The sequence below is a fragment of the Bradyrhizobium sp. USDA 3311 genome (assembly GCF_054062495.1).
In genome coordinates this window covers 9,082,304-9,105,716 of record NZ_JBSSFI010000001.1, presented here as the reverse complement: position 1 = coordinate 9,105,716, position 23,413 = coordinate 9,082,304, and the positions used below count along the sequence as shown (strand labels likewise).

The following is a 23,413-nucleotide window of genomic DNA, read 5'->3' as shown; positions in this document are numbered from 1 at the left end:
CCATGGCCTTTGCCCCCAACATGGGGTTAACGCTATGTCTCTTCTCTCCCTTCCGGTTGCCACGCTCGGAACGCCACGCATGGGTCCAAGGCGCGAGCTCAAACGCGCTCTCGAAAGCTATTGGGCCGGAAAAAGCAGCGAACAGCAGTTGCTCGAGGACGCAGCTGGCCTGCGTGCCGCGAACTGGGCTCGTCAGAATTCTATCGGCGTCACGGTGATTCCATCGAACGATTTCTCGCTGTATGACCAGGTGCTCGACACAAGTGTCATGGTTGGCGCCATCCCGGGCATCTACGCCTCGAAAGCCGAGTCCGTTTCGCTCAAGACGTACTTCGCCATGGCCCGCGGTTCACAATGCGACGACCAGGATGCGAGTTGCGGTCACGGACCGCGCGGATTTGGCGCACCCGCGCAGGAGATGACCAAGTGGTTCGACACCAACTACCACTACATGGTCCCCGAGTTTCACGGGGGACAGACTTTCAGACTGTGCTCTCGCAAGCCGATCGAGGAGTATGAGGAAGCTAAGGCCCTTGGCTTCCAGACCCGCCCTGTCCTGATCGGGCCGGTCACATTCCTAAAGCTCGGCAAGAGTGCCGATCCTGCGTTCCAGCCACTCTCGCTACTGGACGATCTGATACCGGTCTATATCGAGGTCCTGCAGGAATTGGCCAAACGCGGGGCAAAGTGGGTTCAGTTCGACGAGCCCTGCCTGGTTCTTGATCTGGGCGAGGTGGCGCGAAAATCCTTGCTACATGCTTATAACCGGCTCGCGAAGGAGGGGCCGGCCATCAAGATCATGGTTGCCAGCTATTTCGGCGACCTAGGCGACAATCTGGACACCGCCTTGAGCCTTCCAGTTGCCGGACTGCACCTCGATCTGGTTCGAGCGCCAGAGTTATTGGATCAGATCATCGCTGGCGGCCGAAGTGATCTTGTCATGTCTCTCGGTGTCATCGACGGCCGGAATGTATGGCGGTCGAATTTGTCGTCGCTCCGGCAGCGGCTGGAACCCGCGATTGCGAAGCTTGGCAAGGATCGTGTACAGATCGCCCCATCCTGTTCGCTGCTTCATGTGCCGGTCGATGTTGAACTCGAGACCGGACTCGCTTCCGACGTCAAGCGTTGGCTTGCTTTCTCGGTTCAGAAGATGCGTGAGCTTGCAACCCTGGCGCGGGCACTCGCAGGCGACCAGAATGCTGCGCTAGCTCTTGCCGAGTCGGAATGTGCCGCGACTGTCCGCCGGACTTCCCCGAAAATCCGTGATGCCAATGTCGCTGTCCGGATGAGAGCGATCGACCAGACCATGCGCCGGCGCGCCAGCCCATTTGCCCGTCGTGCCGAGATCCAAAGCAATCGTTTCGGACTACCGGCTTTCCCTACCACGACGATCGGATCGTTTCCGCAGAGCACAGAGGTCCGGAATGCCCGTGCAGCGCATGCACGAGGCGCGATGAGCGACGAGCAATACGACCGGTTCCTCAAGGAGGAGACTGCGCGCGCCGTACGTTGGCAGGAGGATATCGGTCTTGACGTCCTCGTGCATGGCGAATTTGAGCGCAATGACATGGTGCAGTACTTCGGCGAGCACCTCGCCGGCTTCGCATTTACCACGAACGGATGGGTGCAATCCTACGGCTCGCGCTGCGTCAGGCCACCGATCCTGTTTGGCGATGTCTTGCGGTCGAAGCCGATCACCGTGGAGTGGTGGCGCTACGCGCAATCACTAACCAGGAAGCCGATGAAGGCGATGTTGACCGGACCGGTGACGATCTTGAACTGGTCCTTTGTTCGCGATGATATTCCCAGAAGCGAGATCTGCCGCCAGATTGCGCTCGCGATCCGAGACGAAGTCCGCGATCTCGAGAACGCTGGTGCGACCATGATCCAGATCGACGAAGCTGCACTCCGCGAAGGATTGCCGTTGCGTCGATCGGAGTGGACGGCTTATCTCGACTGGGCCGTGGATTGCTTCCGCATCTGCTCATCTGGCGTCGCCGATCAAACGCAAATTCATACGCATATGTGCTACTCGGAGTTCAACGACATCATGAGTGCGATCGCTGCAATGGACGCGGATGTCATCTCGATCGAGACGTCGCGCTCGAAAATGGAACTACTCGACGCGTTCAGGAACTACGAATATCCAAATCAGATCGGGCCAGGCGTGTACGACATCCACTCTCAACGTGTTCCCGAGACGGGCGAAATGAAGGAGCTGATGGCATTGGCTCGGGCACGGCTGCGGGATTCGCAGCTCTGGGTCAATCCGGACTGCGGCCTGAAGACGCGCAAATGGGAGGAGGTTCGGCCGGCGCTAGCGAACATGGTCGCTGCCGCCCGCGAATTGCGCGCTGCATCCGATCCGCTAGGCCGTTGATCGCGGGCCTGGGCCTTTTCTCGACAAAGCTGATCCGCTTGTGGTCATTTGCGCTCTCGATAATCTCGAGGGAGCCTTGGGAACGCAAAAAAAAGCCCGGCCTTGGCGGGCCGGGCGGAAGGAAAGTCTGGGAGGAACGACCGCTGGCGCATCGCGCCGACTTCCATCGGCGGAGGGAGGACAGCCGACGGTTCGATCACGGCGAGGACATTCGCCGAAAATCTGAGCCCAGTTAAAGCACAAGCTCAGCGTAAGCTCAATTATGCTGTGGTATGCGACCGTATAGCCTGAGTTTTAGAAGTCTACACGAAGGTTTGTAGCTCATGAGCACGTCGGCAACGAGGGGCAGTGATGCCGGCGGTCGCCGCGGGGGCCACCCGCAAATTGGTGCGCTTCCTGGCTGGAAACGATATGCTTGATCACCGCGGCGATACGAAAAACCGGGCTCAAAGGATCTCGCAAATGTACGAATGCATGAGCGGCTACTGTTGATTGGGACCCTGATTAAGGCAGTCGTCGGTCGACCGGTTCCACCGATAGTCAGTTTCGGCTTGGGCCTGTGTTTGAGCTCTATGAGCGGACGAGTTAGAGAACGTCACGAACTTGAAGGTGGCGGGTGCCAATAGGGTGCTACTCAGAAGTGAGTGTGGTCCTGCGCCAAAAATAGGCCAGTTAAGTGATGGCGATTTCGAACCCGACACGACTCGGCTCGGCGCAGCCGGTTTAGACCGCCGGACTGTGTGTAGCCCCGCACCGAGGAAGATGAGCGTCGAACGACGATGCGACGCTGCGGACCAGGAACCGGAACTCTGCGCCATCAGCTACGGAAAGCCGGGCATCGTCAATCAGCACGACCCCATCTGCAATAAGGCTGTCTATTCGAGAACGATCGACGACGGCGAACTTCGGATCCAGACCGTGACGACGGGATGTCTCTGAGAGATCGACTGCCATGTCGCACATGATTTGCTCGATGATCTCGGCGCGAAAGCGATCCTCATCCGTCAGCAAATAGCCCTTTGCGGTGGCGAGCCGATCCTCGGTGATGAGAGCAAGGTAGTCCTTTGCCGAGACAGCGTTCGCGCGAACCCTTGTTGCATGCGCCCGATGGCGCCCGCGCCGAGACCAATGAGGGCGTCCGCGCAATCGTCAGTATAGCCCTGGAAGTTGCTCTTCAGCCTGCCTTTCTGCCTCGCCCGGGCAAGACTTTCGTGCGGCAGAGCAAAGTGATCGATGCCGATGCGTACGTATCCAGCATCAACTAAAGCTTCCGCGATCGTTTCGAATGGGGGTAGCGCTCGACACTGTCCGGCAGAGTGAATTCGTCGATCTTGCGTTGGTGCTTTTTGAATGGAGGAATGTGCGCGTACCAAAGGCGGCAAACCGGTCCGATGCAACTCGAGGCATTTGGCTGTCCAGGCATATAGGCTTACTGTCTGCCGGGACAGGCCATAGAGCAGGTCGAAATTGATCCGGCCGACGCGGGCGCGGCGTGACCGATCGACCGAAGGCATAGTCGCGATCGGCTCGCCGCGTTTCGTGACTGACGTCTGGCAGCCGCTGTATCAGCACATGCTTCGACCAAATGCAGGTGCACGTAGATCGAGGCGGATTGCCGCCCGCCCAAGGACTTGAGCCACGCTTGATGGTCCAATTCGCGAACTGACGCTGAGAAATGCGGGGACGTCAGATAGCTGGTGTAGCGCGGTAGGCGATGCTGCCCTTAGGATTGTGCCAGGTCCGGTCGCATTCGGATGCCTTTCTTGCTTTCTGGGTCCGATTATCGGACACGCCCGGAGAAGCTTTGCGCTGCCTCAAAATATCTGTCTTGCTGATGGCTATGGCCACTCCACAGCGCAATTGGTAGGGCATGCTGCACGCGGCATACATCGTATCTTGGATTCCGATGAAGCGGTCACACGCCGGGAATGAGCATCCTTACGATGCGGAGCCCCACAGCTCGTTGTGATCCAATCCCGCTAGAACTGGGCGAGGCGATCGACACCCAACGCCTTGCTGTTCGTGCTGAACGTACCGGGACGTGGCAGTTGGCGTCCAGTGAGCCGAACCAGGATGATTCAGAGCATGCCGGGCGGGGAAGGAATGGGAGTGTTTCGCCGCCCCCGAGGCCGCTATCGTCCGTCCTTATCGGTCGGCGGAAATGAGAGGCGTCCGTTTAGTGCGATATTACTGCGCATGCCGAACCTGCAACGGTCCCAGTGTGGAACGTGCCGGAACAAAACCTCAGGAAGTTCGGCCATGCCGTTTGCACCGGTGGTCGAGGAAGCGATTATTGCGCCGAAGCCATATTCGCAGTACGGCAGCCTGCGCGCCGGTGAGCACCCCCAAGCATGAGGTCCACTTCCTGCTGTGAAACGGCAGCGGTCAATACGCCCCATCCGTCTCGGCGCCGTGTCGCGGGTTGCCGGCCTTGGCGGACGACAACGCGACCGAGCTCCGTTCGGACTCAGCTTCTTGCTCCAATTGCAAAATATGCGCTCTTAGTGCATCGGAAGTCGCTGTCGCTGTCTCGCTGAATAGCGGATCTCCATCATCGGTGAGGGCGGAGGCGATTTCGGTCCAATCCTGAGCCGAGAGAGCCTTCAGGGCGGCGGGAAAGAAATCTCGTTCTTCCCACATCATGTGGTGCCGCTCGCGTACTATAAAGTCGCGTACGATATTGCCGACGTTTTGCCGAAGGACTTCACGATCCGCGAGGATGGCATCAATAGCTTGAGCGAAGTGATGCAAACGGTCGACGACTTCCTGGTGTTCAAGCGCGAGATCGCCGACGATTGCAGCCGCATCCGGATCGCGAACCTTGAGCTTGGAAAAAATCAAGTCTTCCTGTGGATGATGGTACACCTCCGGGTAAACCTCGAAATAGCTGATAATCGCGCGAATGACCTCATAGTCGGGACGGATCCCTTTCTCAAAAATCTCCAATTCGCGTTGAAGAGCGACCAGAAGCAGATCAATATTGCGATGCTCTCGAACCAAAAGATCGATGATCATTGCCATACTCCTAGAGGAACAATGTAGGCTGGACACGTTTCTGCCATTTGCCAGATCGCCTAAGCCGAATTCGGTGTCCTTCTGCGCTGCAATTTGTCAGCGCTGTTCGACGCAAAAACGTAGCGCGCTTCAATTCGAGCTGGCATAAATCAACTTAACCTAGGTTTTTGCACAAAGCTCCTGGGCAATCTGTACGAAGCTCCAGTCGGCGTGATGTCGGCAGGGCGATCACGCCATTCTGCTCAAGTTGGGTAAAGGTGCGCGACACCGGTTCGATCGTGAAGTCAAGATAATCGACGACCTCCTGCCGTGACTGGGCAGTTCGATGGCAGCGTTCTTCATAGCGCGGCGAGACATATCGAGCAGGAAGGCGACGATCCGGTCTTCAGCGCTGCTGATCAGGAGCATCATATGTTCGTGAAAGCGGCGGAGCTCAAGCGCCATCGCGTCCCACAGCTCCCATGTTAGCTCCCTCTCATGAGTGGCGCGAACAATGAGGGCGGTACGCTTCACCATCAGCAGCTGTGCCTCAAAAATCGATCCGGCCGAAGAGATATGGCTTGCTCCGGCCTCGCGGCGATGGGAGTCAGATTGACTGCTCTTGACGAACTGGGGAATTTGGATGTTTTCCCTAGGTAGAAGCCCCTAAGTATTTACACGTAAGTCCCGTGAGGAGGGCATCTCGTATGGGCGCCGCGGCGCGGTCCCTTGGTTGCTCAAACATGCTCAAATCGGATTAGGAATCTGCATGCTGGCTTCGTCGGCCGCGACCATGGGAACAGTCGGAAGCGCACGGCCGCACCCGTAAAGAGCGCCAGCCAAGTCGAACGCGGGCGTCCACCGCCACTTTCGGCTCGCCGCAGGAAGTCTTGTTCGCTCGCCTTGACTCTGATGCTCGTCAGCATCGGTCGGCCGCGGAGGTGACGATGCGGATATTGACAGCATCCTGATCGATGTACGCAGGCCGACGTGGTCGACGTGCTTGATGATCATGCAATACTTGCGCATGTGGACCGAGTTGGGGCCCACCCGGATCATAGTGCTTGGCTCGCGTGACATATTGACCTGGCGCAACGGCCGGCCTTGCCGACTCTCCCGCGTTTTTGAAGCCGGAGGAAATCGTGACTGGCCTGGCTTGAAGCTAAGCTCGGGGCATCACCGGTGGGCTCGGCCGCACCTCGTCGATGGAGCGCCGGCGAACCGTGAGGGCTCCGGACAGACGGCACTCCTGTTCCTGATGCGCGCCTGGCGTCGCCATTGCGCCGATTGCGACGGCGTTTTGACCGTATCTGAAATTCTTGCCCTCATTGTGACATCAGGACTGGGATGGTAGATTGCACGAAGCATATCTCCCGCGATACCGCCGAGCAGCCTTTCTTGAGCCGAGAGCGGCCGTATCCGCCCATCACCAGCAGGTCGAGGCTTTCGTCCGCCGCAAGCGATAGGCGGGCGCGCTGCGCTGACCGGGATGTCGGGAGTGAGACGACCTTTGCAGTAAGTCCTGGCTTTGCAAGGTACTAACCCAGACAGGCGGTGGAACTTTCCGGCGGGACCTTGTCCGGAGCGGCGGTCGCGACGATGGTGAGGGCGTCTGCTTTACATAGCAGCGGCATCGGGTCGTGCAACGCGCGGGCCGCACGGCGCCTGCCGCCCGAGCAAATCCCGATTCGTCTGATCGAAAAAGCGCCATGGAAGATGTATGGCCGGTAAAAAACAGGGTCGCCGGACTGGCGAACGGAATAGAGTTATCGTGGCTGTCGTAGCCCCTCTGAGGTTGCGTGACGATGGCTAGGTCGTAGACCCGCGCGCTCGTGCAGATAATCCGGCGCGCCTCGGCCGGAACCCCACTCAGTGCGCTGGTATGCCGGCGGTTCCGTGCCCGCAGATCAAAGACCCGAAGTGCCGCTTCGGCCCGCTCCAACGCACGCGACCGTTTGATTTCGAACACCGAAGTGACTGCCGACCAGCCTAGCGCAATCACTGAATGATGGTCCTCTCGTAACCGATCGCCATAGCGTCAAAATGCGCACCCGTGCCCAATATGCGAAGGAAATCGAATTGTTTACTGCAGCCCGCACCGGGAGCTCCGTTGGAGGATGGACCAATATATTGCCGAACTATGCCGTTCTCCGTGTTGCATCGGGAGCCGTCACCGAAAACATGATCGGCTCGGTGCCGTGCGCCCGAAAAACCCTCCGTTCGTCGTCTGCACTGCGCAGCTTGAATGCAGGAATCAGCCATTCGCGCCATTTGCGCTGCTGCTAGAGTCCCGCGGTAATGGCGATCCGCATCAACTCGGACATGCTGCGGACATTGATCTTGGCCATGAGGTTCGCACGGTAAACCTCGACTGTCCGGGGACTGATGCCGAGATCATGGGCGATCACCTTGTTAATCTTGCCGGCTAATAGTCCCTGCAGGACGTCACGCTCGCGCGACGAGAGTTCCGCGAGGCGGGCTTCCGCCTGTAGTTTCGCTGCGTCATCGACTTGCCTTGTTGGCCGCGCTTCCAAAGCACTATTGATCGCACGCAATAGCACCTCCTCCTCGAACGGCTTCTCGATGAAGTCGACCGCACCCGCTTTCATCGCTTCGACTGCGAGCGATACGTCGCCATGACCAGTTATCAGGACGACGGGGCAGTCGACGCGATCGGCCTTCACTTTGCGGACCAGTTCGAGACCGCTCATACCGGGCATGCGGATGTCTGACACAATGCAGTCAACCGGACCGCTCGCGACGTCATTGAGAAAGGTGGTCGCCGTCTCATAGGTTGCTACGTAGAAACCGTTAACATCAAGCAGAAACGCGAGCGATTCCCGCATCGCCGCGTCATCGTCGATCACAAGAATGCGCTGGCCAATCATGTCTCTTCACTAAGCTCCGCAAATGGCGCGGTGAACTGAAAGATCGTGCCGCCGCCCGAATTCGCTTCCGGGACAATGTGGCCGCCATGTGACTCGATGATCGTCCGGCAGATTGATAGCCGCACACCCATGTCATGCTCTTTGGTCGTGACAAAGGGCTGGAACAAGCGGTCGGCGATATCAGGGCTGGTGCCGGGGCCCTTATCAGCAACGGCAAACCTGTCGACCTTGGCAAGTTCAAAGGTCAATTCGCGGCGCGGGCAGGAAGCCATGGCTCGATTGCATTGCGTATCAGGTGCAGCGCGACCTGCTGGATCTGGATCTTGTCGACAATCATTGATGGCAGATTGCGGTCGCTGCGGATGGCCACGCGCCCGGCTTGCACTTTGGCGCCGACTAGGGGCAAAGCCACAGCCTCTTCAAGGAGCGTGAGCGGATTCTCCGCCGTGTGCTCCGTCTCGCCCTTGGCAACGAATTCCCGCAGGCGCTTGATGACAGCGTTGGCGCGCAGAGCCAGTTGGGCGCCGTGTTCGAGTGCGCCAGCAATGCGATTGGCGTCCGGCTTGTCGGGCGCCAGCAGAGCCTTTGTGCCGCGCATGTAGTTTGTAATTGCGGAGAGCGGCCGGTTGATCTCATGGGCAATAGACGATGCCATCTCACCCATGGCGGTCAGCCGCGACACGTGCACGAGTTCAGAATGCAGCTCTTGCAAGCGCCGTTTCTGCGCTCGCCGTTCGGTGAGATTTGGGATGAAACCGAAGAACCGTTCGCCGCGCACTTTGGCCTCACCGACGGCAAGCTCCATCGGAAAGGTCGAGTTGTCGCTCCGTTCACCGACCACGATGCGGCCGATGCCGATGATGTGCCGCTCGCCATTGCTCAGATAACGTTCGATGTGGTGGTCATGCTCGGCGCGGCAGGGCTCCGGCAGCAGCCTGGATACATTCGTTCCGACGACTTCGTCCGGAGAGCAACTAAATAAACGCACTGCCGCGGCGCTGAACGAGCGAATGATGCCCTTCTCGTCAATCACGATCATGGCTTCCGGCACGGTGTTCAGGATCAACTGCAGAAGGGCTAGCCTATACCGCGCCTGCTCTGATTCCCGCCGCAGCCGATTGCCCATGAAGCCAAGGAGGGGGCCAAGTACCGCGAATTCCGCGATATTGATCATGTTTGCGGAATCGGTGATGAGGCCTTTCGCAAGAAAGGCCACGCTGATGATGAGGCAGGGCACGGTAGCGAAGTTGGTCCGTCCGCGGCCGCGGCGAGAGCGGCAAAAACGACCACTGGAAGGTAGATGATCGTGAACGTGCGGTCCGGACGATACCGATTTAGCGCTGGGCGCAGTACGAGAGCCAGCCCGGCGACGGCCGCGGCAGTGCCATAGCGGTACCAGATGTGGTCCGGCATGTTTCCTCGCAGCCCCTCTCATTCGATCGACTTTACATTGTTTCCCCCGAGAGGCCACCGGAGGCAGTCCGCGTCTCAACTCACGCCAATCTATTGTGCAGGATGGCCGCAGCTATCTCGGCCAGATGCGCCAGTGCGTCGGCTGCACGGTGACGTGTTCTCCGGTCTTGGCCTTGATCCAGCCGCCGAAGATCCGGCGGCAAGGAAAGACCACCCGGTGAATGGTGTTACCCTCGATCACGGCAATCTCCAAATCTCGATCAAAGGGCGGCGCCGTTTCGAGTAGCTCCCAGGTCAGGTCGCCATTAGATCCTGAACGGGGTTCATCGCTGCGGGCTGACAAATTCAGGCAACCTTCTGGGCACTAAGGAAGCGATCGCTTGGCCGCCGTGCGAACAGGCTCAGCCCAATATTGCCCAGGCGGCGCGTGGTCTCGATCGCGTCAGCCGTGAACGGGGTTTTATCGGCCGCGGCGCCGTGGCACCTATCGTGCCGGGACCTGATTCGCTCACCGACCGAAATATTAGGATTGGCGCTGCGAAACAACTCCCGGGCTTCGGTCGAATCGATCTGGATCAGCTCGAGCCTTCGGCGGTTGGTATTCATCGCTGTTCTGCAGAAGTTAAACTGGACTGCCGCTCCCGCAACTTGGCCCGCGGCGGGACAAATGTCCGTCATGTCGAAACATCCTTCGTTGGTGAGGAATCTCCTTGTCCCACGGCGTCAGCGTGGGGCGTTGGGTTATGATGACTTCAGCCGCGCCCTTGCGAGCGGGCGGCATCCCAAGCTAGAATGAGAAGATGCCGGAAATCGCTTGACGCCATTCGGATGATGCGCTCGGCACCGATCATCGCGCGCCGGTCCGCAGGTCGATGAAGTGCGCCATCGCAAGCGACGCAGGCTATCGGGTGCAGGTCATCGGCACACGGTTCGGGTGCGTCCGGCAGCAGTCCTTGAACTAGGTCGCCGGTATCTTGACATGAAAAGATGATGGGGCGCCAAGTCTTTCTGTCTGCCATGTGTCTGACCTTGGACTGGAAGATCACTTGTATCAGTAGGCAGCCGTCGCAGTAATTGATACAGGTCAAAAAAAGAGCTGATGCGCGTCCAGAATGGCCGAGCCCGAGCGGCCGCTGCGAGCCGGACAGGCCCGCGTTGGCAGGCGACATGTCACAACTCGTGCGATCCGCCAGAGCGTCGCGTTGGTCCGCGACACGCCAGCGTGTAGCAGGGTTGATTTGAGGCGCACCGCACGCGGATGGGCCACGACAGCATTTGTCCTCAATGCTGCGATAGCCGGCAAGCAGATGGTAATTTGATCGCTCGCCTCGCATTGTCGGTAGCCTTGCCGGGGCTAATCCCAGCCATAGGCTTTCGCGCGGAAGTCCTGAACCTTGGGCTTATCGAAACGCTGGCTGTGACAAGCCTGATCATCGGCTTTGCTGTCGCGGCGGCAGGGTGGACCGTCAGGACCGAGATCGAGGCGGTTCGCCTCATTGGCCATGATCACGTGCGCGTAGGTTTCGCCGTCGATAGCCCCCGGCCGCCGGCGCGCGTCAGAAATGGCTCTACCCGGTGATTGGCCAATGACCCGGTATTTGCGGCGATGCCTCGTGAGACCAAGTATCGCGTGCAAAGTTCGCGGCGGCTCGAGGTTCGATATTGCCAGCGGTTGAGTATGGGATCGATAGAGATCAATAGCCGGCATCTCGGGCGTGACGGTGCATGCTGTTCTCAATCGTCTCTTCGAGACGTTCCTCGATCATCGACTCAATTTTGTCGGTCGAGGGCATGAGCAGACCAGAAGGCGCTGTCCGTCGGCTCAAAACAGAGTGCGGTCCGCCAAGCTGCACAGAGAGCTATTGCGGGGTTTGCGGGCCGACGGGAGCGCTCGCGCCGCGTTACCCAAGTCTCGACCTTATTTCGATCGGAGGAGCGGACAACCTCTTGGGGATGCTGCTTGAGGCAGATCAAATACTCTTGTGGCGCGAATGGCAGAATGGTGGATGAGTAAACCAACAGGAAGAGGCTGTCATGCCTTCATTTAACGTTCGGTTCATTAAGACCGTTCGTGACGATACCGGCCACGAACATCGTGCCTGTCAGGCAGCGTTCAAGGTCGATGCCGCCTCGCTGAGTGCTGCTGCAGAGCAGGCGGAGACCGATTTCTGCAAGCAAAAGAGTGTCCGCGATTGGACAGTCTTCGCCGATGTGATAGAGCTTCGCGCTCCGCCTGCATTGCCGTCGGCATGGGGAGGGTAGCTTGGTTTTGGCCAGGGAAGCCTGCAACTTGAAGTGTGGGGTCAATCTGTGAATCTAGGCGTGATCAGGACATCGATGCGATCGCACGTGAGCTCAATCTGCCACATCCGCCTTTCGAACCATGGCGCAAAAACCGGACTCTCCTGAAGTCTTAAGCAAGCGCCTCGACTTGCCGGTTTTTTCGAGAATGCGCTTGCTGCCACATGGAGACGTATTGCGCGATCTGCAGCGGGTGTGCGGCCTGCCTCAGGCCAAGACCCGCTGCGCCGCCGACCTCGAGAGGCAGAACCATGCAAATCCGCTCAAAGACTGCCCAAACGAAAAGGCCCTGCGCGTTCGGTCGTGAGATATCCTCCCGCTGCGCTTTCGCGATTGATCGCGTTCAATCAGTTCCTCGCCGAAAATCTTGACTCCTGAGCAAGCCGGCTTTCAAAGAAGGCCAATGCAATGAGGCGAATCTGATGCCCCAATTTTGCGATCTCTCGCCCCAATGATGGCTGCTCGCCAAGGCTTCCATGGCAACCGTAGAGGCCGACTGGGTGGCAAAAAACTTAAGTACCTTATCTCGTCGCAGCTGCTTGCGGAAGATCACGGCTGCTGAAACACCCGAGCCATGTACCTGAAACACGTATTTCGCAAGATCCAATTCAATTGTACCAACTCCTGACATGGGAACATCCTTTTCGAATCATGCACCCGCCACCTTGCCCAGGGAAGCTGTGAGGGGGTGTCCACCCCTCCGTGATAGGCGCGGTGCCCAAGTCGAACGGCTCGAAGTAGTGGACACAGGCCGACGGCGGCGCTGGTCCGAGGACGAGAAGCTCAAGATGGTTCTGGAGAGCTTACAGGCGCCGCGTCAGGTCGCGGCGATATGGCGTTTCGCGCTCATTGCTGCTGCGATGGCGACGGTCGTTTCGTCCCGAGCCGAAGGATGCCGCCCATCAACGGGCTTCGTACCGGCGATGGTGGTCGCGGAATCGGGGCCGACGCCTTGGTGACTACATTCTGCCGTCTCAGCCCCGCCAGAGCGGCGTCACTGATGGACACCGGTTAGGCCCTGCGGCGCTTGTTACAGCCTGTTCGCGCCAATGCGGGCCAGAGCCTCCGCTCTGTGTTCCTTTGGTGCACTCGATATCGTGGTGCGCTCTGCGGTATGCACGCTCAAGTGCGGGCGAAATTGACCTGCCACTGAGTATTTCCTCCAGAAGGAGTTAGAGTCCGGCCTGAAGAAGGACGGACAGATGAAGCGAGCAAGGTTTACGGAAGAGCAGATTATCGCGGTGTTGAAGGAGCATGAGGCCGGGGCGAAGACGGCCGATCTGGCTCGCAGGCACGGGATCTCTGAAGCGACGATCTACAATTGGAAGGCCAAATTCGGCGGCATGGATGTCTCCGAGGCCAAGCGGCTGAGGGCCCTGGAGGAGGAGAACGCGAAGCTGAAGAAGCTTCTTGCCGAGCAGATGCTCGATGCAGCCGCCCTTCGCGAGCTCCTTTCAAAAAAATGGTAGGGCCCGCCGCCAAGCGCGCTGCTGTCGCGCATCTGCAGGCCGTCATGAGCCTGTCGGAACGGCGGGCCTGCTCGATCGTGGGCGCGGATCGGAAGATGGTCCGTTACCGCTCCAGCCGTCCGCCGGACGCTGCTCTACGCGGCCGGCTGCGTGACCTCGCCAACGAGCGGCGACGTTTTGGCTACCGCCGGCTGTTCGTCCTGCTGCGGCGAGAGGGAGAGCCCTCGGGGATCAACCGGATCTACCGGCTTTATCGGGAAGAAGGGCTCACCGTCCGCAAGCGGCGGGCTCGCCGCAAGGCCGTGGGGACCCGTGCCCCGATCCTGGTCGAGGCGAGGCCCAATGCGCGCTGGTCGCTGGATTTCGTCCACGACCAGTTCGCCAACGGTCGGCGCTTCCGCATCCTCAACATCGTCGACGACGTCACCAAGGAATGCCTGGGCGCCATTCCGGACACATCGATCTCGGGGCGGCGCGTGGCCCGCGAACTGACGGCGATCGTCGAGCGGCGCGGCAAGCCAGGAATGATCGTGTCCGACCATGGCACCGAGTTCACCTGCAACGCCATGCTCGCCTGGTGCAAGGACGCAGCCATCGACTGGCACTTCATCGCACCAGGAAAGCCGATGCAGAACGGCTTTGTCGAGAGCTTCAACGGCCGGATGCGCGACGAACTGCTCAACGAGACCTTGTTCTTCGAACTCGACGATGCTCGCGCCAAGATCGCCAACTGGGTTGCCGACTACAATCTCCAGCGGCCTCACTCGTCGCTGAAATACCTGACCCCCGCGGCCTATGCCGCCCACCTCACCGCAACGGACGACCGGCTGCGCAACCCCGACCAGCTCCGCCGATCGTCCGTTGCTCCACCCGCGCCACTTGGCGTACAAAATGATCTGAGGCCGGAAAACTGGACCAATTTTGGCTAGAGTCTGCGCTGCGTAAATCCCCTCGGCTGGGAGGAGCGGACGACGATGAAGGCCTCGAAGTTTTCGGACGCCCAGAAGGCGTTTATTTTGAAGCAGGGCAATGACGGGGTCCCGGTTGCAGACATCTGCCGCAAGGCCGGGATCAGCCAAGCGACCTATTTTAATTGGAAGAAGAAGTATGACGGGCTGTTGCCGACCGAGATGCGCCGGCTGAAGCAGCTCGAGGACGAGAACGCCAAGCTGAAGAAGCTGGTGGCGGATCTGTCACTCGACAAGGAGATGCTGCAGGACGTGATCCGCCGAAAGCTGTGAAGCCTGGCCGGAAGCGCAAGCTCGTCGATGAGGTTTGCGGTGAGTGGCAGGTGTCGATCCGCAAGGCCTGTGCGGCCCTCGAGTTCGACCGTTCGACCTACCACTACAAATCTCGTCGCTCCGGCCAGGCGACCCTCGAAGCTCGGATCAAGGAGATCTGCCATGTGCGCGTTCGCTACGGCTATCGCCGTGTCCACGTGTTGCTACGCCGCGAGGGATGGCGTCACGGGCAGAACAAGACCCGTCGCATCTATCGCGAATTGGGCCTGCAATTGCGCAACAAATCGCCCAAGCGCCGGGTCAAGGCCAAGCTGCGCGACGACCGACGGCCCGCGACGCGCGTCAACGAGATCTGGGCGATGGACTTCGTTCATGACCAGCTGGCCACCGGCGGCAAGCTCCGGGTGCTCACGATCGTCGATATCTTCTCACGCTTCTCGCCCGCACTGGAGCCGCGGCTCACCTTCCGCGGCACCGACGTCGTGGAGGTGCTGGAAAGGGTTTGCAATGAAGTGGGACTCCCGGCGACGATCCGGGTCGATCAAGGCAGCGAGTTTGTGTCGCGCGATCTTGACCTCTGGGCCTACCAGCGCGGCGTCACGCTGGACTTCTCACGACCCGGCAAGCCGACCGACAACGCCTTCATCGAAGCCTTCAACGGCCGCTTCCGGGCCGAATGCCTCAACGCCCACTGGTTCCTGTCCCTTGCGGATGCCCGGCAAAAGGTGGAGAGTTGGCGCAGATACTATAACGAAGAACGGCCCCACGGGGCGATCGGCAATCGGCCGCCGATTTTGCTGCAAAATCACGTCGGCGACACCAGCCCGCCAACGTGATCAGAGGCGCAAAACTCTAGTTCCGGGTGGTCCAAAGTTCGGTCTCGCTGCAAAAACCCCGAGACTCTAACCGCCACCGGATGAAAACTCAGTGGCAGGTCAAAATCCGGAAAAAACTCGCGTAGAGTCTTTAAACGACTGTTGCTTCGATGTCACCAAATGGATGAGCCGGCGATCTACGCTCGTGTCAAACGAGGGACGGCATGTTCGATATTTATTTGAACGGAAGACACGATCTTTTGGTCGTTCCGCGAGGCTTTGCGATCCCCGCGGGATTGGACGGCAATTGGAAGCGAAAGAAGCGGGCGGTGCGCTCAGTGAGCGATCTCATTCGCCAAGATGTCCAACAGCGCGGTTACCACCGACGTAGTTTGATCTCAAATAGGTCGAAGGCGGCAGTTGAGACCTCGTCACACGCGTAGCCAACGCGGCGATCTACGCTGATCCATTCTTCGAAACACTCTGGGCAGGATGCCGTCGAGAACCTTGCTTACCGCGTCGACGGCAACGGGTATCTCCCTTCATTAGGGTTAAGGAGCAAGGTTTCTTTTGAAAAGCGGCCGCACGGCGCTGCGGCTTCCTCAGGATAAGTATTGGAGCTTTTCCTTGGGTCGATTGCCCCGAGTTGGAGCTGTTCAGGTTCATCGCGCTTGGCTCGCTCATTCCAGAACATGTTCGTTTACGTGCTCAGCTTCGAATAGAAAGGCGTCGATTGGGGGCCGCATTCAAGAAGCCTCTCAACACGGCGTCTGTACGAAGTTTACAATTCCACAGCTGCACTAGTCCAGACTCCTTGTCTTCGGAAAACATGACCGAGCTTATATCCTGGCGCGAGTTCCTATGATTGCCTCTTTTTTGCGGTGTCGCTCAGAAAAAACTATGTTACAAGCCGCTCCTCTCAAAAGGAACATTCATCGTGAAAAAAGCAACCAAGAATCGCGTTAAGCGGCGCGAGTGGACGAAGGCAGATATCAAAGAGCTCAAAGTCCACTCGAAGGCTCGGACCCCGGTCATAAAAATAGCAAAAATGACCAAACGCAGTGTCGGTGCGCTACGCCAGAAGGCCTTAAATCTCGGAATCGGACTCGGACATCAGCGGTAATTTTCAGCAGCGCTGGCTACTGGCGCGGTAGGGCGGCTCGCGGGCCGCCCTCTATGGCCATAGAAATTTTGTCGCACATCAGCTTTGCCGATCCGCGCTGAGACGTTTTTCACGCACGTGCTGGATGGCCTCCCAATGTCGCGGAACGGGCTCCAGCGCCTCCTCATCTTTGATGAAGTTTCTTGGAAGACGGTTTCGACGGCGAAGACCGCTTGCGATTTATGATCGCGAGTGAAGACATCGTCTTAGCCACAGCCCTGTCTCGAAGATTTCCCGGCTGGAAATTGTCTCGCAGGGCGCTCGGCGCCGTTGATTGTTCAAGAAAAACTTTTAATTGCGGTTTGTTGTCAAGCTTTCCTTTTGATCTCGCCAACGGCACGACGGTAGCGCTCGTGCCGATGGAGCCACGGCGCCGGCGCGGCTGAGGTATGATGGTTAGTCAGGCATCGGACCGGTCTATAGTTGAACCTTTGATGCCAGCTGGGGTCATGGTTCTTTCCGAGGTCGCGTAGCGCCTCATGATGATGTCCGGGTCGGGCGCCTCAACGTATGCAGCGGGACCAGCCGCCAACAGCCGAATGACCGAGGTACTTGCGCTCCGTCAGCCACGGCACGCTCACCGCGGCGATGATTGATCCGTGAGACTTTTTCTCCGCCAAGCGGCGTGCAGAACCGAGAGATGCTGCCAGCCGAACGATCGCGCTCACAGAGGCACACGTGCCACTATCTGGAATCGGCTCGACGTGGACTAGGGTCTGTTTGGATTCAGGATTGAACTTCCAAGCCGGAACGATTCAAACTCAATCCGCTGCAGAAATGCCGGGGCCAAACACCTAGTTTTCCGTTAATTTCTCGGCGTCAGCTTACGGACAGCTAAGCTGCTTATCTGCGGAGTCCGGTCTAACGACCTGAAACACAATGCAATCGCCATAGGAGTGTGGTCGTCATGGACGATCGAGTTAACAATACGTCGCATGTTCCATCCTACGATGAGTATCATTACGCTAGCTCCCCGGAGCACAGGAATGCCGACGATTTTGCGGACGCGTTCCGTAGAATGGGATTGCAGGACTCGGGTGCCAGCTCATCCTCGCAGCCGAGTTATTACCTCAACTCAAGACCTCCCGTTATTGAGATCAACCGGGCCGAATTCCGGGAGCGGGTGAGGAGCTTTCATGGTGAAGAAATCGATCGTATCGCCAACAATCCGCAGGAATACTCAGAATTTGTATCCGAAAGAGCTAATCGCACCGCGGATACCGCCAGAAGTTTCGCGATCCGAAGGGATTCCGATGCCGCGCGATATTACAGCTACCAACTAGGAAATACGAGCGTCGGCCTCCAAAGAACGGAAGCCGGATTTCCTATGGCGACTGAGTTCACCAGCCAGCGGTGGCGAGAACTGTTTCCCGGACGGACTGATGTCACATCAATCGTGGATTTTCAGGTTGCACATCCGCTCGTCGGTAACGCCGGCGATATTCTGCTCGAGCACCAACTACGGCAAGACGGCGAACGGCCGCTAGTGAACTGGCGTCCTGCCAATGACGAAGCGAGAGCCCGTGCAGAACAACTGGGCTTCGTTCATGTGGATCCCGATGATATGGTACTTGATCCCACCCAGTCCAGCCAGTGGAGATATAGGGATGGTGAATGGCAGCGCGCAACCAATTCTTCGATGTATCTCTCCAAAGCGTCGAGCGATGATGAACCTTCATCAGAATCCGACTCGGATGGAGACTTCATGTGACGTGAGATCTCTACCAATCCATTTGAGGTGGAGCAGGAGCGCAGACCAACCGACACCTGCGGCTTACGATCGAGCCTTGGACGGAACGAAGCCCAAGCCAATTCGGCTCAAGCCGTGAGGTGCACTGTACTGGCGGCGGTTTACGAGAGCTGGTGCCTATAATAGCACAAAGAAAACTCCGGCTTCCAGCCGGAGTTTTCGACTCCCGCCCGGGCGGGAGGAGCGGATTGCCTATGGCAGGCGCCAGCGTCATTGTGTCCTCGCCATCAGAATGGCTCGGGATCTTTCCGGGTTGCCTGGGTGAGGAGGGTCTTCGTTGGCCGTTTTCTTCGTAGGCGGTAATCTCGAGAAGTGTCGGGCCAACTCATCGAGTAACGAGACCATCCACCCGGGCTCGCCGGCATTGGATGCGAAGATCAAAATGGAGCAGATGTCAGGACAACTACCTTGCCTTCGTTCAACTCGTGTCAGTCAGGCTATGGCTGCGCCTTAATGAATCCGCTATAGCGCGACGATCTGGGTCGGAAGAGCGCGGCGATCAGGATGGCGAGTCAGTGTCGCGGCGCGATGATGATCGCCGCGATGATTGTCGCGCGCAAGAGTTTTGTTTGCTTTGATTGTCGCGGAGCGTCAATCAAGCGAGCGTTTTTTGTGTCGCGTGCTCCGGTGGCCGCCCTGGACCACGCTTTCGCTCGAGGGCAGTCCGCCTGCGATAGCTCTCGACGTTCATCTCGACGATGGTGGCGTGGTGAACAAGGCGATCGATCGCCGCGAGGGTCATAGCTGGGTCCGGAAAGACCTTGTTCCATTCTCCAAAGGGCTGATTGGCGGTGATCAGCAAAGAGCGTCGCTCGTAGCGTGCGCTGATGAGCTCGAACAGCACACTGGTCTCGGCCTGGTCCTTGGTGACATAGGCAAGATCGTCCAAGATGACGAGATCGAAGCGATCGAGGCGGTTGATGGCGCCCTCGAGGTTGAGCTCGCGGCGAGCCACCTGGAGCTTCTGCACGAGATCGGTGGTGCGGGTGAACAGGACGCGCCATCCGTTCTCGATGAGGGCCAAGCCGATTGCTGCCGCCAAGTGGCTCTTGCCTCCACCGGGCGGACCAAACAGCAGCAGATTGGCGCCCTTGCCGAGCCAGCCGTCGCCGGCGGCGAGTGCGGTCATTTGCGCCTTGGAGATCATCGGCACGGCCTCGAAGTCGAAGCTGTCAAAGGTCTTTCCGGTAGGCAGCCGCGCCTCGACGAGATGGCGCTCGATGCGGCGGCGGCCGCGCTCAGCGATCTCGTGCTCGGCAATGGTGGCGAGGAAGCGCGCCGCCGGCCAGCCTTCTTTATCGGATCGCTCGGCAAATTGCGGCCACAGCGCCTTGATGGCGGGCAGCCGCAGCTCGTTGAGCAACAGATTGAGGCGCGCGGTGTCGACTACGTTGGTTGTGCTCATGCGGCGCCTCCGATCTCGGCGGTACCGATGAGGCATTCATAGGTGGCGAGCGGTGCGAGGCGTACCACGACGTTCGGCACCTGGGCGGGATCCGGGGCGAAGTGAGTACGTAGCCGGTTGAGGTCGGGCAGCCGGCCGTCGTTCAGGTCGGCCGTGAGCTGATTGGCGAGTTCGGCCTCGCAACCGCGCTCATGGGCGAGTGCGAGGAGATCGACCATGATCCGGCAGGCCTTCTTGTCCGGTAAGCGTTTGCGCAAGACGTCGAAGGCTCGGCGGTAAGCTTCCCGGGGGAACAGCTGGTCGCGGTAGACCAGGTTGAGGAGCGCCATCGGCTTGCGCCGCAAGGAATGGATCACGTGCCGATAATCGACGACCTGATCGTGCTTGCCATTGGGATGCGGCCGCCCGCGCGGCAAGGTGAGGAGATGCGTGCCGCCGACAAACACGTCGAGGTGATCGTCATACAGGCGCACCCGCAGCCGATGGCCGATCAAGCGCGACGGCACCGTGTAGAACACCTTGCGCAAGGTGAAGCCGCCGGACGATGTCACGTGGACGATCACCTCTTCATAGTCCGACGTGCGGCGGTCCGGCAGATCCTGAAGTGCGCTACGTTCACTGTCGATCCGCTTGGCGTTGCGGGCATTGCGGCGGCTGGCGATCTCATCGATGAAGCCACGATAGGCAGCCAGATCGTCGAAGTCGGCGGTGCCACGCAGCAACAGCGCGTCGCCGATCGCTCGCTTGAGATGACCATGCGAACTCTCGATCGCCCCGTTCTCGTGGGCGATGCCACGATTGTTGCGGGAAGGCCGCATGCCGTAATGGGCACAGAGGTCTTCGTATCGCCGCGTCAGATCGTCTTTGGCGTCGCGGTCGAGATTGCAAAAGGCGGCCGACAGGCTGTCGGTGCGATGCTCCCGTGGCGCCCCACCGAGTGACCACAAGGCATTCTGCAGGCCTTCGGCCAGAGCGACGAAGCTCTCACCGCCGAGCACGACATGGGCGTGCTCAAACCCGGAATAGGCCAGCCGGAAGTGATAGAGACGATGGTCGAGCGGTACGCCCGCGATCGTGACACCCAATTCGCCCATGTCGGTGAAGTCGGACAGGCCGCGCTGACCGGGTTCGTGGGTCTGGCGGAAGATGACCTCCTGCTCCTCGCCGTGGATCGCCCGCCAGGCCCGGATCCGGCGCTCCAGCGTGCGACGGATGCCGGCGCCGAGCTCGGGATGGCGTCGGAGCAACTCCTCGAAGATCGTGACCGGCCGCACACCGGGGGCGGCCTTCAGCATCGGCGCGATATCTGTCTCAAATACGCGGGCCAAGGGATCTGGCCGGCGACGGCCGCGGGGAGCCTTCTTCTGCGACGGAAGGCGTCGATCCTTCTCGATCCGGTAAGCGGTCGAGGTGCTGAACGACGCCTTGGCGGCGGCCACGGGTGGGCTATCGGTCTGACGGTACTTCATGTAGAGCCTCATTTGGTGATCGGTAATGTGTCGGCCTGGCACGCGAGTGATTCCTCTTGGCGGAAGAACCACTTGCATAACCAGCCGGCCGCGATCACCAGTCGGCGCGGTCCGCTGTGGATCGCGCCGACGCCGGGCTCGTAACTCCGGTCGGGCTACGCCCTCCCTGCGTCACGAGCCCGGCGTAGCCCTCTCATCATGGTCGACGCTCCACTTCCATCCTGTTCGCCGCGCGGCAGAATCCGCGCCCTAACACTACTTTGGGTGCGCCGGGAGACCGGCAAGGAATAGATGGTGGAAGTCCATTGCGATGAAGGTGTAGCGAACCACATCGGCCCCGAGCCGTGCGCAGGCGTCCGCGAGGGTGTCGGCGAAGCGTCGGTAGGGGAGCATGCAGGCCAGCCATTGAGCCGCGAAACAGTGTTATCTCGGGAGCCGACGCTGTCCAAAGAGCGGAAGGCAATATGGGCGAGTGCGCAAACGCGAGCACCCGTCCAACCCGGCGTGGTCGTAGACCCTGGCATGTATGGAAGCTCCTTGTACGGGAACCGGGATATCTCCGGGTCGGCCATCTTCCTTCTCGGAGGAGATGGTCCGCAGCGGGAAGGCGAGGAGCTGTAGCCGCTGATGCACGACACGGAGAAGTCTGACTCTGGCATAGTAGCTGAGAAGCCAACGAACAAAGCCGGATTACTGGCGGCGGAGTGGGCGGAGCCAAGGCCGAGGACCAAGGGAAACGCGGAACAGCAGCGCATGCACCGGACACAGGGCCGGGCTCGCATGACCCAGTCGCTGGACCGCGTACGGACAGCCGCAAGGCTGAGGAAGAAGGACCGGTTCACCGCGCTCTTTCACCACATCAATGTCGATACACTGCGGGCGGCGTTCTTTGCGCTCAGGCGTAAGGCTGCTCCCGGAGTGGATGGCATGACGTGGGAGGACTACGAGGAAGATCTCGAGCCCCGGCTCGCCGATCTGCACAAACGGGTCCAACGAGGAGCGTATCGCCCGCAACCGTCTCGCCGGACGTACATACCAAAGGCAGACGGCAAGCAGCGCCCGTTAGCGATCGCGGCTCTCGAAGACAAAATCGTCCAGGGCGCCACCGTCATCGTGCTCAACGCCATCTACGAAGGAGACTTCTGTGGCTTTTCCTACGGGTTTCGGCCCGGCAGAGGACCACATGATGCGTTGGACGCGCTCTGCACAGCGATCGAGACGCGGCACGTGAACTGGATCATTGACGCCGACATCCAAAACTTCTTTGGCGCAGTCAGTCAACCTTGGCTGGTTCGCTTCTTGGAACATAGGATCGGCGACAAGCGCATCATCCGCCTCATTCAGAAATGGCTGAAGGCGGGTGTTCTCGAAGACGGCGTCGTAGCCGCTGATGACAGGGGAACGGGTCAAGGTTCGGTGATTTCACCGCTTCTCGGCAACATCTACCTGCACTACGCTCTCGACCTGTGGGCCAAACGCTGGCGACAGCGCGAGGTCTCCGGCGGCATGATCATCGTGCGTTACGCGGACGATGTAGTAGTCGGCTTTGAGCGCGAGGATGACGCACGTCGTTTCCTGACGCGATGCGCGCGAGACTGGAGGAGTTCGAGCTGACGCTCCACCCGGCCAAGACCCGCCTGATTGAGTTTGGTCGCCATGCGGCGGCTCAACGCAAGCAGCGCGGACTCGGAAAGCCGGAAACCTTTGCGTTCATGGGGTTCACGTTTATCTGCGGCAAATCACGCCAAGGGCGCTTCCAGCTTCAACGGAAGACCCGTAGCGACCGCTTGCGAACCAAACTCCGCGAAATCAAGGAGGAGCTAAGGCGCCGAATGCACTGGCCGATCCCTGCACAAGGGAAATGGCTGAGGCAGGTCTTGACCGGCCACTTTGCGTACTTTGCTGTCCCGACGAATGGCCGAGCGCTCAATGCGTTTCGGTTCTATCTGACCGATCTCTGGAGGCGGACGCTTCGGCGGCGCAGTCAGCGGACCTGTCTGACCTGGGATCGCATAACGCAGATCACCGATGACTGGCTCCCCAAGGCTCGCATCCTTCATCCATGGCCGAAGCTGCGCTTCGCCGTCAAACACCCGAGGTAGGAGCCCGGTGCCTTAATTGGGCTC

At 59.4% G+C, this 23,413-nt stretch carries 22 protein-coding genes; 9 read left to right on the top strand and 13 right to left on the bottom strand.

Features of this window, described 5'->3' with window-relative positions; translation table 11 throughout:
* The first annotated feature begins 34 nt into the window (after nt 1–34).
* The gene (gene metE / locus ACVWW6_RS43325) at nt 35–2,380 is read left to right on the top strand and encodes a 5-methyltetrahydropteroyltriglutamate--homocysteine S-methyltransferase (protein WP_456682941.1); all 2,346 of its coding nucleotides are present in this window, start codon (nt 35–37) and stop codon (nt 2,378–2,380) included.
* A gap of 723 nt (nt 2,381–3,103) precedes the next feature.
* Here the strand turns inward: metE and ACVWW6_RS43320 are convergent.
* From ACVWW6_RS43320 to ACVWW6_RS43275, 10 genes are all read right to left on the bottom strand, one after another.
* Nucleotides 3,104–3,391 (bottom strand): oxygen-independent coproporphyrinogen III oxidase, encoded by a 288-nt coding sequence (locus tag ACVWW6_RS43320; RefSeq protein ID WP_245570230.1) that lies wholly within the window; start codon nt 3,389–3,391, stop codon nt 3,104–3,106.
* A 1,374-nt stretch (nt 3,392–4,765) separates the two neighbouring features.
* On the bottom strand, nt 4,766–5,395 hold the full coding sequence (locus ACVWW6_RS43315) for a hemerythrin domain-containing protein (protein WP_456682940.1): 630 nt from the start codon (nt 5,393–5,395) through the stop codon (nt 4,766–4,768).
* A 154-nt stretch (nt 5,396–5,549) separates the two neighbouring features.
* Complete coding sequence (locus tag ACVWW6_RS43310; protein WP_245570234.1) at nt 5,550–5,672, bottom strand: hypothetical protein; 123 nt, start codon at nt 5,670–5,672, stop codon at nt 5,550–5,552.
* 1,984 nt (nt 5,673–7,656) lie between these two features.
* Nucleotides 7,657–8,262 carry a response regulator FixJ gene (gene fixJ, locus ACVWW6_RS43305; RefSeq protein ID WP_456682939.1) on the bottom strand — a complete coding sequence of 202 codons (606 nt, stop codon included), beginning with the start codon at nt 8,260–8,262 and terminating at the stop codon, nt 7,657–7,659.
* Nucleotides 8,259–8,534: an ATP-binding protein gene (locus ACVWW6_RS43300; protein WP_456682938.1), complete on the bottom strand. Its 276-nt coding sequence runs from the start codon at nt 8,532–8,534 to the stop codon at nt 8,259–8,261. Before ACVWW6_RS43300 ends, fixJ begins: the two co-directional genes overlap by 4 nt.
* Complete coding sequence (locus ACVWW6_RS43295; protein WP_271575554.1) at nt 8,507–9,499, bottom strand: PAS domain S-box protein; 993 nt, start codon at nt 9,497–9,499, stop codon at nt 8,507–8,509. The genes ACVWW6_RS43300 and ACVWW6_RS43295 overlap by 28 nt, the downstream gene beginning before the upstream one ends.
* A 288-nt stretch (nt 9,500–9,787) precedes the next feature.
* Nucleotides 9,788–9,916 (bottom strand): hypothetical protein, encoded by a 129-nt coding sequence (locus ACVWW6_RS43290; protein WP_143279402.1) that lies wholly within the window; start codon nt 9,914–9,916, stop codon nt 9,788–9,790.
* A gap of 104 nt (nt 9,917–10,020) precedes the next feature.
* The gene (locus ACVWW6_RS43285) at nt 10,021–10,281 is read right to left on the bottom strand and encodes a hypothetical protein (protein ID WP_456682937.1); all 261 of its coding nucleotides are present in this window, start codon (nt 10,279–10,281) and stop codon (nt 10,021–10,023) included.
* A 146-nt stretch (nt 10,282–10,427) separates the two neighbouring features.
* Entirely contained in the window at nt 10,428–10,844 is a 417-nt protein-coding gene (locus tag ACVWW6_RS43280; protein WP_456682936.1) for a hypothetical protein, read from the bottom strand.
* A gap of 185 nt (nt 10,845–11,029) precedes the next feature.
* Entirely contained in the window at nt 11,030–11,413 is a 384-nt protein-coding gene (locus ACVWW6_RS43275) for a hypothetical protein (protein WP_161536435.1), read from the bottom strand.
* A 296-nt stretch (nt 11,414–11,709) separates the two neighbouring features.
* Between ACVWW6_RS43275 and ACVWW6_RS43270 the strand changes: the two genes are divergently transcribed.
* The gene (locus ACVWW6_RS43270; protein ID WP_097669773.1) at nt 11,710–11,937 is read left to right on the top strand and encodes a hypothetical protein; all 228 of its coding nucleotides are present in this window, start codon (nt 11,710–11,712) and stop codon (nt 11,935–11,937) included.
* Nucleotides 11,938–12,319: 382 nt separating this feature from the next.
* Here the strand turns inward: ACVWW6_RS43270 and ACVWW6_RS43265 are convergent, their stop codons facing one another.
* On the bottom strand, nt 12,320–12,607 hold the full coding sequence (locus tag ACVWW6_RS43265; protein WP_143279399.1) for a hypothetical protein: 288 nt from the start codon (nt 12,605–12,607) through the stop codon (nt 12,320–12,322).
* 571 nt (nt 12,608–13,178) lie between these two features.
* Here ACVWW6_RS43265 and ACVWW6_RS43260 point away from each other — a divergent pair.
* The 5 genes from ACVWW6_RS43260 (at nt 13,179) to ACVWW6_RS43240 (ending at nt 18,374) form a co-directional block, all read left to right on the top strand.
* Nucleotides 13,179–14,374, top strand: a protein-coding gene (locus ACVWW6_RS43260) for an IS3 family transposase (RefSeq protein ID WP_456682935.1) whose coding sequence is annotated in 2 segments (ribosomal slippage) — nt 13,179–13,431 and nt 13,431–14,374 — 1,197 coding nt in all. Because the reading frame shifts where the segments join, the coding sequence is not laid out codon by codon here.
* Nucleotides 14,375–14,419: 45 nt separating this feature from the next.
* A protein-coding gene (locus tag ACVWW6_RS43255) for an IS3 family transposase (RefSeq protein ID WP_172645944.1) occupies nt 14,420–15,522 on the top strand; the annotation gives its coding sequence in 2 pieces (ribosomal slippage) (nt 14,420–14,681 and nt 14,681–15,522; 1,104 coding nt in all).
* A 913-nt stretch (nt 15,523–16,435) separates the two neighbouring features.
* Nucleotides 16,436–16,624: a hypothetical protein gene (locus tag ACVWW6_RS43250; RefSeq protein WP_245570233.1), complete on the top strand. Its 189-nt coding sequence runs from the start codon at nt 16,436–16,438 to the stop codon at nt 16,622–16,624.
* A 182-nt stretch (nt 16,625–16,806) separates the two neighbouring features.
* Nucleotides 16,807–17,049, top strand: coding sequence for a hypothetical protein (locus ACVWW6_RS43245; RefSeq protein ID WP_161536434.1), 243 nt, complete (start codon nt 16,807–16,809; stop codon nt 17,047–17,049).
* Between the two features lie 521 nt (nt 17,050–17,570).
* Nucleotides 17,571–18,374, top strand: a complete 804-nt coding sequence (locus ACVWW6_RS43240) for an effector protein NopP (protein WP_271553145.1) — start codon at nt 17,571–17,573, stop codon at nt 18,372–18,374.
* Between the two features lie 634 nt (nt 18,375–19,008).
* On the opposite strand, the gene istB is transcribed toward ACVWW6_RS43240, so the two are convergent.
* Entirely contained in the window at nt 19,009–19,818 is an 810-nt protein-coding gene (gene istB, locus ACVWW6_RS43235; protein ID WP_456682934.1) for an IS21-like element ISBj11 family helper ATPase IstB, read from the bottom strand.
* Nucleotides 19,815–21,329, bottom strand: coding sequence for an IS21-like element ISBj11 family transposase (istA, locus tag ACVWW6_RS43230; protein ID WP_039228609.1), 1,515 nt, complete (start codon nt 21,327–21,329; stop codon nt 19,815–19,817). Before istA ends, istB begins: the two co-directional genes overlap by 4 nt.
* Nucleotides 21,330–22,067: 738 nt before the next feature.
* Here istA and ACVWW6_RS43225 point away from each other — a divergent pair.
* Together ACVWW6_RS43225 and ACVWW6_RS43220 are read left to right on the top strand one after the other, a co-directional pair.
* A complete protein-coding gene (locus ACVWW6_RS43225) occupies nt 22,068–22,901 on the top strand; it encodes a reverse transcriptase domain-containing protein (protein WP_442868780.1) in 834 nt (277 codons plus the stop codon).
* The gene (locus tag ACVWW6_RS43220; protein ID WP_246740368.1) at nt 22,871–23,389 is read left to right on the top strand and encodes a maturase; all 519 of its coding nucleotides are present in this window, start codon (nt 22,871–22,873) and stop codon (nt 23,387–23,389) included. The genes ACVWW6_RS43225 and ACVWW6_RS43220 overlap by 31 nt, the downstream gene beginning before the upstream one ends.
* Nucleotides 23,390–23,413: the final 24 nt, after the last annotated feature.

Excerpts from the sequence above, each read along its gene's own strand:
- metE (WP_456682941.1), top strand. The coding sequence starts at position 35 with ATGTCTCTTCTCTCCCTTCCGGTTGCCACGCTCGGAACGCCACGCATG.
- ACVWW6_RS43315 (WP_456682940.1), bottom strand. The coding sequence starts at position 5,395 with ATGATCATCGATCTTTTGGTTCGAGAGCATCGCAATATTGATCTGCTT.
- fixJ (WP_456682939.1), bottom strand. The coding sequence starts at position 8,262 with ATGATTGGCCAGCGCATTCTTGTGATCGACGATGACGCGGCGATGCGG.
- ACVWW6_RS43300 (WP_456682938.1), bottom strand. The coding sequence starts at position 8,534 with ATGGCTTCCTGCCCGCGCCGCGAATTGACCTTTGAACTTGCCAAGGTC.
- ACVWW6_RS43285 (WP_456682937.1), bottom strand. The coding sequence starts at position 10,281 with ATGAATACCAACCGCCGAAGGCTCGAGCTGATCCAGATCGATTCGACC.
- ACVWW6_RS43280 (WP_456682936.1), bottom strand. The coding sequence starts at position 10,844 with ATGTCGCCTGCCAACGCGGGCCTGTCCGGCTCGCAGCGGCCGCTCGGG.
- ACVWW6_RS43270 (WP_097669773.1), top strand. The coding sequence starts at position 11,710 with ATGCCTTCATTTAACGTTCGGTTCATTAAGACCGTTCGTGACGATACC.
- ACVWW6_RS43265 (WP_143279399.1), bottom strand. The coding sequence starts at position 12,607 with ATGTCAGGAGTTGGTACAATTGAATTGGATCTTGCGAAATACGTGTTT.
- ACVWW6_RS43240 (WP_271553145.1), top strand. The coding sequence starts at position 17,571 with ATGGACGATCGAGTTAACAATACGTCGCATGTTCCATCCTACGATGAG.
- istB (WP_456682934.1), bottom strand. The coding sequence starts at position 19,818 with ATGAGCACAACCAACGTAGTCGACACCGCGCGCCTCAATCTGTTGCTC.
- ACVWW6_RS43225 (WP_442868780.1), top strand. The coding sequence starts at position 22,068 with ATGACCCAGTCGCTGGACCGCGTACGGACAGCCGCAAGGCTGAGGAAG.
- ACVWW6_RS43220 (WP_246740368.1), top strand. The coding sequence starts at position 22,871 with ATGCGCGCGAGACTGGAGGAGTTCGAGCTGACGCTCCACCCGGCCAAG.